We start from the raw sequence: 11,660 nt of genomic DNA, 5'->3' as shown, positions 1-11,660 counted from the left end.
TCACCAAAGCTAGACTCCGAAAAGAAAGTAATAAATGTTCTGATGCCTGGATCTAGCGCCACGACACGCCCTTGGTTTTCGGGCTGTTGTCGTGACACTACCATAGGTACTGTCAAATAGTAATCACCATAGGCTTTGACTAATCGACAATCACCAAAGCTTTGAGGTAAGGTTTCTTTGAATCTTGCCTCACCTAAAACCGTGTAGTAAATTCCTTTGTCTGATACCGCAGACTTAGGGATATAACAAGACTGAATCGGGTCTTTTCTAGACCTGAACTTCACCTTGCTAATACCACCACCCTTACGGGTTCGCCAGTTCCCTACGGAGGGAAACCCTCCTACAGGACTGGACTCACCATTCTTAAACTTCTTCTTAGCGTTGTTAACAGCTTTACAAGCATCCTTGATAGCAATTGACTTAATTTGATAAGGTACTGATTTGCAAAAATCAGGTAGTCCATTCAATATATCTGTCTTAATTGCTTTCCAGTTTGCTTTAATAGTTGAATCTTGCAGTATCTTAACTGTGGTGTTGTAGACAAACCTAGAAACACCGAACCACTGCTTAATTGTTTGCTTTTGGGTTGCTGTTAGGAATATCCGGATCTTCCTTGATTTTTTTACTGTATTTTCTGAGTCCGTGCATTCTACAAGAGAAGACATGGAGGATGGAGAGAAGATCCGAGGTAAGTTCTGATTCGGGACAGTGTACAGTGTTGTCGAGAACCACGATTTGTCCACCGTTCTGCTCGACCATGTACTCAATGAGTTCAAACCCAAATCTTGCGAGTCGGTCACGACAGGCAACAACAAGCGTGAGCTTATCTCCCTTGCTAAGTCTGTCCAGTAAGGCTTGCAGTCCTTTGCGCTTGAAGTTGATTCCACTGCCGATATCTTTGATGATTTCGGCTTCTGGGTAGAGTGATTGCATATAGGCAATTTGTCTACCAAGGTCATCTCGCTGTTTGGTTGAACTGACTCGGCAGTAGCAAACAAGGGAAGCTCTAGCTGCACCACGAAGGTAGGACTCGACATTAAAGAGTCTTTGCCCTGCTTCATTTTTGATGCTTGCGATTTTCCCATTATCGGCGTACTTCCTTAAAGTGTTTGGGTGCAGTCCAAGTCTTTTTACTGCTTCTCGTAGTGGTACATAAGACATACCACTATATTAGCATTTGTTAGTATTTATAACCCATTGTTAGCGAAAAACTAGCTATTAGCTAACCCTCCATATTTCTTACAATATCAAGTCATTGGTCATTGGTCATTAGTCATTAGTCCATAGTCAACAGTCCATAGTCAACAGTCCATAGTCATTAGTTTTTCTCCTCTGCTCCTCTGCTCCCCTGCTCCCTACACTGGCGGAACTAAGACAGCTAAAGCTTTAGGAATAACGCAAAATCTTGCTGGGGTGTAGGTTGTGATTTCGCCGTCGGTATTAATAGCGCGTGGTTTGCTTGTATAAATCTCAAACTCTCGCCCATTCAATGCGCGGACGTTTTGTCGATGAATATGTCGCCCATTTCGCATTGCTGGTAATAAAGGAATAATTTCCCACCAATGGCTTATTTCTAAACTATAAAGGTCTAATCTTTGGTCATCAATCCTAGCATCGGGGACTATAGCCATACCACCGCCGTAATAACGCCCGTTACCAACGGCAATTTGCACAGTTTTGGCGCGGAAAACTCTATCTTTTGTACGAATTTCTGCGGTAAAAGGACGAGATTTCCAAATGACTTGCAGTGCTGTGACAGCATAAGCTAATACGCCCCAGCGACGTTTAAATTCTTTGGTCAAGCGGCGGGTAATTTTTACACTTAGTCCTAAACTGGCAACGTTGAAAAAGTGTTTACCATTTACCCAACCTAAATCGATACGTCTTAATTCTCCTTGGGCAATGGTTTTACAAGCTTCAGGCAAAGAGTTAGAAATCCCCAGAGTTCTGGCTAAATCGTTAGCAGTTCCCAACGGTAAAATTCCCAAAGGTAATTGAGTTTCTACTAAAGCATCGACGACGGCATTTAAAGTACCGTCGCCACCTCCAACTATTACTAAATCAACCTTGTTTTTATATTGATGTATAATTTGATAAAGCTGTTTAGGATGTTCTGTTGATTCTTCAATTAACTGAAAATTCAGTTCTTTTAAATAATTAATCGCTTGTAATAGACGGGCTTCACCTTGGCGAGCATGGCGATTTACTAATAGCAGTGCGCGAAGAGTCATAATAGTTTCTAGTTAGGATATCGATAGTGTATTGTAGGCATTATGCAAGAAAATATGTAACTTGTACTTAGCTTTATTTACGACATTTATCTTCTAGTTTTCTCCTAAATTGCTCATGCTCATACTTATATGTGGTAATATATAATTTTAGTTATATAAGCTACGAATAATTATATTACTGTGGTAATTTTCCAGATTTATATCAAATGCTTATCATTCTGTAATCACATGATAATAGATGATTCAGAATCTAGCATGACGAATTACAGCACTTTACAAGTAAATGAAATATAAATTTAATAATATAAATCTGGTAAGGTCGGCATCTTGCTTGCTGTTCTGTACTTTACTAAAGTGAAAAGTGCTGTATATTATATCAAGTTCGGCTAATTACTTATAATATGGTTGTTTTGGTCGGTAATGGGTAATAGCTAATAGGTAATTGTTTTCTACCATTAGCAATTACCAACCCCGACGATACGATAAGTGATTAAGCGGACATGATATTACTGATAAGCTGTTCCACATTTAACCTGCATAACTAGGGAGGGCAAGATGCCCACCCCACAAGAGTATGATGTTATTTCAATATGCAAACTAAATGTTTTTTAGCTTACCGGATAGCACAAATCCCCGGCTTGTCAATTAAGCCGGGGATTAAATGTTTTTACAAGTATTAATGATTACTAGTTAAAAAAAAGGTAGAAGATAAGCGACAAAATCGGGTGATTTTGCCTTTTATCTTTTACCTAAGTACTAACAGTCGTCATCTGGGGAACGTTGTTATCCCACATCATCATGGGCAAATCTGTTAAAGAGGAAATCTAGGGCGTAGTTACGCAGCTTGTAGTATTGTGGATCTTCCATGATACGGGCGCGATCGCGTGGGCGAGAAAAGGGAATTTCCAATACTTCACCGATTTTGGCGTGGGGGCCATTGGTCATCATCACCAATTTATCGGCTAAGAATAACGCCTCATCAATGTCGTGCGTAATCATCAATACTGTGCAGCGATTATCACCCCAGATTTTCAACAATTCTTCTTGTAATTCTTCTTTGGTGATTGCATCCAATGCACCAAAAGGTTCATCTAAAATTAGCACCTTGGGACGAATTGCCAAAGCACGCGCAATCGAAACCCGTTGTCTCATACCACCAGACATTTGTGGGGGTTTCTTCTCCATTGCATCACTTAATCCCACCATTGCCAAATGATCGCGCACAATGGCCCGTTTCTCTGCTTCTGGCTTGTTGGGGTAAACCGCATTTACGGCTAGGTAGATATTTTCAAACGCAGTCCGCCAAGGAAGCAAGGCGTAGTTTTGAAACACCACCATTCTATCCGGGCCTGGTTGGGTGATGGGTTCACCTTCCAGTAACACTTCCCCAGTGGTAGGGAAGTTAAAGCCAGAAACCATATTTAGCAGTGTCGATTTTCCACAACCGGAGTGACCAATGACGCAGATAAATTCACCCTTTTCTACGTTTAAGTTAACGCCATCAAGGACAGTGAAGGGGCCTTTCTTGGTGGGGTAGACTTTGCTAACATCTCTAATTTCTAGGAATGGTCTGCCATTGGCGGAAACTTTTGATGTTCTTTCTTGTCTGTCGGTAACGCTTGATCTGCGGTTTTGCATGGTGGTGATATTTGGTATTTGGTTTGCGGGGGAGTCATCAATTCAAAATTGCCGAACTACCGAGAAAGTATAGCAGGGGACAGGTAACAGTCTTTACAGCCTGTTCTTATAGACATTTTATGCTTAGTCGGTGTCCTAACCTATCAGGGGATTGCTATAGGTAGTGGGGAAAATAATTTTTAGTGATGCGCGAGTGTTTAATACTCATCAACGAGGTTCCGATACTCGTTCACGAGGTTCCAAGACTCATTCACGAAGTTCCGATACTCGTCCACGAGGTTCCAAGACTCATCAATGGAGTTCTGAGATAGATAAATCCAGTTTTGTAACTCGCGCATGATGTTTATTTTCCCATTTTTGATTTACGCAACTCTTCTTGTAGGCGAGTCGAGAATGACTTCAGCAATGGAGAAATCGCGCTTAATTGGTAAGCTGTTGAGATAGGCGATGGGGTCGTCAGCGTTAAAGGGAGTACCGTCAAACAGCTGAATCGGTTGACGAGTATAAGTAATATCCAGACCCAATTCTCTAGCGGCGGTACTGAAGACACCCACACGGCAAACTCTTTCGACAATTTCTACCCAGTTTCTAGGGAAAGGAGTATCACCCCAACGCGCCAACTGACTCATAATCCAGATTTGTTCGGTACGGCTGGGGCGGTTAATAGCTGACTCGGCAAAAAACTGGTGGTGGGCGTAGTCGCGTAGTGGGTGGTCTAAGTCACAGGCTAGGTTGTTGGGGTCTTCCAGTTGAATGTAATCTAAATCCGTGCTGACGTAATCTCTACCCGCCACTATTCTCCTAACTTCTTCGGCGTTTCCTGGGATAGAACAATATTGACAGGCTTCCAGCAAAGCTTTAGTCAGGGCAATGTGGGTGTTAGGATATTTTTCTGCCCAATCTTCCCGCACACCCAGAACTTTACCTGGATGTCCTAACCATACTTCCAAGTCGGTAGCAATGGTAAAGCCTACACCTTCAACGGCGGCGCGATAGTTCCAAGGTTCACCCACGCAATAACCATCAATACTCTTGTTTTGCAGGTCGGCTACCATCTGCGCGGGGGGAATGGTCTGCATATCCACATCAACATCGGGGTCAATACCACCAGCCGCTAACCAGTAACGTAGCAGCAAGTTGTGCATTGATGCGGGATGGACTACTCCCATTGTGTGGCGTTGGTCACGAGTCCGCAACAGGTAATTTTTGAAGTCCGATAAGGTACGGACACCTTCATCATAAAAGCGTTTTGCCAAGGTGATGGCGTTACCGTTGCGGGTCATGGTGAGGGAGGTAACAACAGGGAGGGGTCGGTTGTTATGACCTCCTAATGCTAACCACATGGGCATCCCGGAAGGCATTTGGGCTGCATCGAGATAACCGCCGCTAATGCCATCAACGATACCCCGCCAGCTAGTTTCCCGCACGAGGTTAACTTCATCTAAACCATGCTTGGTGAAGAAACCTTTTTCTTTAGCAACGGCTAAGGGGGCGCAAGCGCTCAAGGGTAGGAAGCCAATTTCTAAGTTAACTTTTTCTAACCCATGACGAGAAACATCTGCGGTTTTGCGGGCGCGAATTTTCTTCACCCGTTTTTGCTGGTTGAGGAAGTAAATCATCTCACTCCGCAAACTGTAGTAGCTGGGGTGTTCTACTACTTCCATACGTTTGCGGGGTCTGGGGATGTCAACTTCGAGGATGTCACCAATTTTTGATTCGGGGCCGTTGGTTAACATGACAATTCTGTCAGACAACAGCACCGCTTCATCTACGTCGTGAGTCACCATGACCGCAGTGACTTCATTTTCTTCGCAGATTTGCATTAACTGTTCTTGCAAGTTACCTCTGGTGAGGGCATCCAACGCACCAAAGGGTTCATCTAATAGTAGTAGTTTAGGACGAATCGCTAAGGCGCGGGCGATCGCTACCCGTTGTTTTTGTCCCCCAGATAACATTCCCGGTTGCTTATCGGCGTGGGGACGTAACCCCACCATATCTATATGTTTTTCGACAATTGCCTTGCGTTCGCCTTCTGGCATTCCCTTCATGACTGAGTTTACAGCCAGGGCGATATTTTCTCTCACCGTCCGCCAAGGCAACAAGGAATAGTTTTGGAACACCACCATCCGGTCTGGGCCTGGTCTGGTAATTCTCTGTCCTTCCAGCGTTACCACACCTTCACTTGGTAAATCCAACCCAGCAATCATATTTAATAATGTGGATTTACCGCAACCAGAGTGACCAATTAAAGAAACAAACTCACCTTTTTTAATTTGTAAGTCAATTCCTTTGAGGGCAATATATTTACCACCGCCAGTTAATTCAAATACCTTATCAATTTGGTCAACTGCAACAAATACTGACATAAGCGTTAGGAATTGGTAATTGGTAATTGGGGATTGGTAATTGGGGATTGGTAATTGGTAATTGGGGATTGGGGATTACCCATTACCCATTACCCATTACCTACTTCTGTTCTGCTGGTAAAATCTTGTTTTGCAACCAAGCCATCAATTTATCGAGGACTAAACCCACAACGCCGATATATACCAGAGCTAAAATTACCTCACTGACGTTGTTATTTTGATAAGCATCCCAGATAAAGAAGCCGATACCCACGATACCAGACATAACGATTTCTGCCGCAATAATCGCTAACCAAGCCAAACCGATCGCAATTCTCAATCCGGTGAAAATGTAGGGTAAAGCGGCGGGAATGAGAATGTTGGTAAAGTATTCTTTGCGGCTGAGTTGTAATACTTTTGCCACGTTATTGTAGTCTTGGGGAATTTGAGTTACACCCACCGCAGTGTTGATTAAGATCGGCCAAATTGCAGTGATGAAAATTACGAATAATGCCGCAGGTTCGTTTTGTCTTAAAGCCGCCAAAGAGATAGGAACCCAAGCCAAAGGTGGTACAGTCCGTAATAGTTGGAAGATGGGGTCTAAAGCTTTGGACATGGTTTTATTCACGCCAATTAAAATGCCCAAGCCAATGCCAACAACTGCGGCGAAACTGTAGCTAATTGCCACCCGTTGGAGACTGGCTAAAATTTGCCAAAATAGACCTTTATCTGTGCCGCCTTTGTCATAAAAGGGATAGAGAATTAATATCCAAGTGTCTTGAATTACTTGGACAGGCCCTGGGAGAGTAGCCCCAGGAGTTAAGCAAAATAACTGCCAAATTACTAGGAAAACAACAATGGCGATCGCCGGTGGTACAAGGTTAGGAAATTGCTTTTGGAGATTTCCTAAAAACCCATTATCCAATCTAGGGCTTCCTGCTCTTTTTTGGGCTAAAGTCATTGTAAATTATGCTCCTCAGATGACGATGATTAACTAACTGTGTGTGAGAAATCTGTTGCTAGATTGTAGCGATTCTCTAGCTTGATGACTGATGACTGATGACTGATGACTGTTAATTCTTTTGTTGTTCAGATCCGATAAATCGCATCTTTACTAAACGCTGACTTTTTTAATTTTGAGACTTTTTAAGTATGCTTCTGGATTTTCTGGGTCAAATTTTGTGCCATCGAAAAACTCTTCTACACCACGAGATGTGCTAGTAGGAATATCCGCAATGCTGATTTCTTTAGCTGCTTCTTTCCAAATATCTTCCCGGTTGACTTTATCGATTAATGCTTTCGCTTTAGCCGCACCGTTGGTAATGTAATCTTTGGGTAAGAATCCCCAACGTACACTTTCAGTTATGAACCACAAATCATGACTCTTATAAGGATAAGATACACTACCTTTTTCATCTTTCCAATAGTAAGCCGCCATTGATTTATCATCTATTGTACGACCATCACCCATGTCATACTTCCCTGCGAATGGTTCTGCTAAAATTTCTGGATTATTGAGGTTGAAATAATTTCTCGCAGACAGAATTTGTGCAGCTTCTTTGCGGTTGTCAAAGTTATCTAACCATTGTTGCGCTTCCATGATACCTTTAAGTAGCGCTTTAGTAGCTTTGGGATGCTTATCTACCCAGTCTGCTCTGATCGCTAAATATTCTTCGGGGTGGTTTTTCCACATTTCCGCAGTCAAGGTTGCCAAGAAGCCGATTTTATCTTTGACAATGCGGTAAGGCCAAGGATCACCTGTACTGAAAGCATCCATTGTCCCTGTTTTCATGTTAGCAACAGTTTGCGCCGCAGGTACAGTTAATAGCTTGATATCTGCATCAGGGTCAATACCACCAGCTGCTAACCAGTAGCGAATCCAGAAATCTTGGTTAACTGCGGGGAAGGTTTGGGCGGCGGTGAAGGGTGTGGGCGAAGATTTGAGTTTGGAGAATAAAGACTTAGCTCCTGCTAATTGTAAACTAATACCGCTACCTTGGTGTTTGCTGGCGATCGCAATTCCATTCCCATGTGTGTTTAACTGCGCTAACACATACATAGGAATCTTTTGATTACCTTTGGTAATTATACCTTCGGTAATTAAATGTGGCATAGGCATTTGCCATTGACCACCATCAATCCCGCCACCAGCAGAACCAATTTCTACGTTATCTCTAGCAGAACCCCAAGAAGCTTGCTTGGAAAGTTCTACTTTAGTCATGCCATACTTAGCAAAAAAGCCTTTTTCTTGTGCAATGATTAGAGGTGCTGATTCAACAATGGGAATATATCCCAATTTAATCGTTGTAACTTCAGGCGCTTGTTCTGGGCTAATATTAGCCGCAGGTTGAGCTGTTGCCGCAGCTTGTGCGTTACCCGCAGTAGTTTCCGGTGGATTTCCCAAGCAACCTTTGAGGAACACAGCACTCGCCGATGCCCCTGCGGTTATTATAAATTTACGCCGAGAAACGTTTCGCAAAAACTCTGTCATAACAGCCCCTTAAGTCGAATTTAAGTTTTTTTAAGCATGATGCTTGAAGCAAGCGAAACTAACGTTTCTGGCGTTGCTCACATACTTTTTTATTATGCAAAGTAAGTCAATACCCACCATTTACCTAAGTAAATAGCCAGTAGAATTACTGAGTTGATAAAAATATCTTAATTGCTGGTCTTACCTGAGCTTCCTTTGGGGTCACTCACCGTATTGAAAATAAGTTTACAGGTTTTAATGACAAAATGGTTAAATCACAATGAGATTTATTAAATAAATATTAGATTGGTTATATAAGTAAAAATTTATCTTTCAACCGAAGAATGGGCAGTTTCATTCAATGTATCGATGTTTTTAGATGGTAAGTATTTGTTTATAGCAATGATTGCTCTTGCAATACATATATACGATGCCATTTTTCACAATAACTATGGGTCATTTCTAATGCAAACTATCATTTAAATCTATAGTTACAGCAGGGGACAGGGAATAAGAGACTTTCAACTAAAAAATCTACAATCACATTGGGGAGATGGGGAAGCAGTGGTTCAACACTTCTCTACAAGACGCTAACGCGCAGCTTGCTTCCACGGAGTGGTACGGCTGCGCTCACCAACCGGAAGCAGGGAAGGAAGAATTTCATCAGCTTCTACACTGTTACTAATGGAATCATTTAATTTCTGGAAGTTCCCTCAGCTTAAACTTTTATTTTTGAGGTTTTATAGCAGTAGGACTGACGCAAGTGTCATAATCAAACTAACTCTAGGGTGCGTCAGCCCCAATAATTTCGTACAGATTCAAGGATTTTCCACATCTGACGCACCCTACAATTGTGCCAGTTGCGTCAGTCCTGAGCAGGTGACAGGCAAGGAAAGGAGCTTAATATCAGGGTTTTATGATTTACCTATGTCCTAACCTATGTGGCTACTGCTATATCAACAAGGGGAAGGGGGAAAGGTTTTGCACACCTACACTCCTAAACCTTTGCCAAAGCCCTTGTTTTTTCATTTTCAACAGTAAGCCCCAAGAAATTCACTCATAGCTTGCCCAGAACGATAGTATTGAGGGAAGAATCAATTAAGCCTGCTGATCAATGACTTTAGCGGAAACTTCCAATACTAAAAATCATCACAATCCTCTAATTGCCCTCAATTATGAACCAGCATTGCAAGCCTTGGGTAATGACTACTACGATGAGGTGACAGCCGCCGAATTTCCTCAACTCACCCTACGCTGGCGTAATGACGCAATCCTACCAAAACTGGGACTAGACCCGCAAACAGTCACAGATGAAGACTTTATTACAGCCTTTGGTCTATTCCAAGGACGTAAACCACTGTTAGCTCTACGTTACCACGGCTATCAATTTGGTGAGTATAACCCCAACTTAGGCGATGGTAGAGGCTTTTTGTATGGACAAGTGCGCGGAACTGATGGCGAATTGTACGATTTCGGCACTAAAGGTTCTGGTAGAACACCCTACTCGCGTGGTGGCGATGGAATGCTGACTCTTAAGGGTGGTGTGCGGGAAGTTTTAGCCGCAGAAGCACTTCATCAGTTAGGTGTACGCACATCTCGCTGTCTCAGTATGATTGAAACTGGTTTAGCTTTGTGGCGGGGTGATGAACCATCACCCACCCGTTCATCGGTGATGGTGAGGATGAACAAGTCGCATATCCGCTTTGGCACTTTTGAACGTCTGCACTATATTCAACGTCCAGATTTAATTAAAAAGTTATTAGACCATGTAATTAATTATTATTATCAACATCTGGTTAGTGAATCAGATAAGTACGCTTTATTTTATGCAGAGTTAGTTAAACGAGTAGCGGAACTTGTCGCCCAGTGGATGGCTGCGGGCTTTTGTCATGCAGTCCTCAATACTGACAATATGTCAATTACTGGGGAAAGCTTTGATTACGGCCCTTATGCGTTTATTCCTACTTATAATCCTTATTTTATAGCCGCATATTTTGATTATTACGGGCGTTACTGTTACATTCATCAACCAAGCATCTGTCAGTGGAATCTAGAAATGCTGCAAGTACCATTAAGAGCAGTTATTGGTCAAGCTGACATGGAAGCGGGACTAGCTAAGTTTAGTGACTATTGTCATGCAGAATACCGCTCTTTGATGTTGAGGAAACTGGGTTTTGAACAATTGGATACCCCAGAAGCCGATGAGCTTTTAAGTCTCACCATTAAATTTTTACAAGATAGTCAAGTCGGCTACCATCAGTTTTTCTACGAGATGGCGCGGACATTTTCCGTTAAATGGAGAGATGAGCCAGGATTAGTGTTAAGTAGTTCAGATATTGTTCCCCCATCAGGTACAGATGGTAATTTTGATAATTTCTGTGTAATTTACCATAAAATTCTCAATGATTTCGCTCTGGAACAAATGGATGTAATTGCTCGAAATTTGGCTCATTACAACCCAAAAACTGCATTATTAAGACCAGTGATTGAGTCAGTTTGGGAACCAATTGTTCAGGAAGATAATTGGCAACCTTTTGATGATCTAGTTAAGAGCATTCAATCTAGGGGTTAGTTACAGGATTACTCGATTTATATCAGGTAATAGGTGACAGATGACAGACATAAAAGCTTCTATTTAGAAGGATTTTGTGATTTATCTATGTCCTAACTGTCTGGCTACTCTGAATTTTCACGTTATGTGGAAAAGTTAACGCTCCTACCTAACCCCCCAGCCCCCTTCCCTACAAGGGAAGGGGGAGAAATCAAAGCCTCTCTCCTTTTAGGGGAGAGGTTTGGAGAGGGGTTTTCCAGATCCCGTGAAAAGTCAGTCTGTCTACTGCTATAGAAAGGCTAGCAGTTAGAGTGATATGGTGGGTAATGCCCACCCTACTAGCTACTAGCATGGACTAGTGCAAATGTTGGTAGAGATTTAGATAAAATTAACCGCTAATCAATTGCGATGAAGAAGATTAGAGA

At 42.4% G+C, this 11,660-nt stretch carries 9 protein-coding genes; 1 reads left to right on the top strand and 8 read right to left on the bottom strand.

Annotated elements, in window-relative coordinates; translation table 11 throughout:
• The 8 genes from H6G83_RS35525 to H6G83_RS25250 form a co-directional block, all read right to left on the bottom strand.
• Positions 1-665 (bottom strand): helix-turn-helix domain-containing protein (locus H6G83_RS35525; RefSeq protein ID WP_242044799.1); only part of this gene is annotated, 665 nt, incomplete at its 3' end.
• On the bottom strand, positions 568-1,161 hold the full coding sequence (locus tag H6G83_RS25280; protein WP_190477090.1) for an IS607 family transposase: 594 nt from the start codon (positions 1,159-1,161) through the stop codon (positions 568-570). The genes H6G83_RS25280 and H6G83_RS35525, both read right to left, overlap by 98 nt.
• Positions 1,162-1,355: 194 nt before the next feature.
• Entirely contained in the window at positions 1,356-2,231 is an 876-nt protein-coding gene (locus H6G83_RS25275; RefSeq protein ID WP_190477087.1) for a lipid kinase, read from the bottom strand.
• Between the two features lie 783 nt (positions 2,232-3,014).
• A complete protein-coding gene (locus H6G83_RS25270) occupies positions 3,015-3,869 on the bottom strand; it encodes a nitrate ABC transporter ATP-binding protein (protein ID WP_190477086.1) in 855 nt (284 codons plus the stop codon).
• A gap of 197 nt (positions 3,870-4,066) precedes the next feature.
• The gene (locus tag H6G83_RS25265) at positions 4,067-4,207 is read right to left on the bottom strand and encodes a hypothetical protein (protein ID WP_190477077.1); all 141 of its coding nucleotides are present in this window, start codon (positions 4,205-4,207) and stop codon (positions 4,067-4,069) included.
• 24 nt (positions 4,208-4,231) lie between these two features.
• A complete protein-coding gene (locus H6G83_RS25260; RefSeq protein ID WP_190477075.1) occupies positions 4,232-6,235 on the bottom strand; it encodes an ABC transporter ATP-binding/substrate-binding protein in 2,004 nt (667 codons plus the stop codon).
• A 100-nt stretch (positions 6,236-6,335) separates the two neighbouring features.
• Positions 6,336-7,175 carry a nitrate ABC transporter permease gene (ntrB, locus tag H6G83_RS25255; protein ID WP_190477073.1) on the bottom strand — a complete coding sequence of 280 codons (840 nt, stop codon included), beginning with the start codon at positions 7,173-7,175 and terminating at the stop codon, positions 6,336-6,338.
• A 153-nt stretch (positions 7,176-7,328) separates the two neighbouring features.
• Complete coding sequence (locus H6G83_RS25250; protein ID WP_190477070.1) at positions 7,329-8,705, bottom strand: CmpA/NrtA family ABC transporter substrate-binding protein; 1,377 nt, start codon at positions 8,703-8,705, stop codon at positions 7,329-7,331.
• A gap of 1,093 nt (positions 8,706-9,798) precedes the next feature.
• Here H6G83_RS25250 and H6G83_RS25245 point away from each other — a divergent pair.
• A complete protein-coding gene (locus H6G83_RS25245; protein WP_190477068.1) occupies positions 9,799-11,256 on the top strand; it encodes a protein adenylyltransferase SelO in 1,458 nt (485 codons plus the stop codon).
• Positions 11,257-11,660 lie beyond the last annotated feature (404 nt).

This window comes from Anabaena azotica FACHB-119 (assembly GCF_014697625.1).
In the GTDB taxonomy this organism is placed as follows: domain Bacteria; phylum Cyanobacteriota; class Cyanobacteriia; order Cyanobacteriales; family Nostocaceae; genus Trichormus; species Trichormus azoticus_A.
Note: the sequence above shows the minus strand (reverse complement) of the source record. Positions and strands in the feature narration are given on the sequence as shown.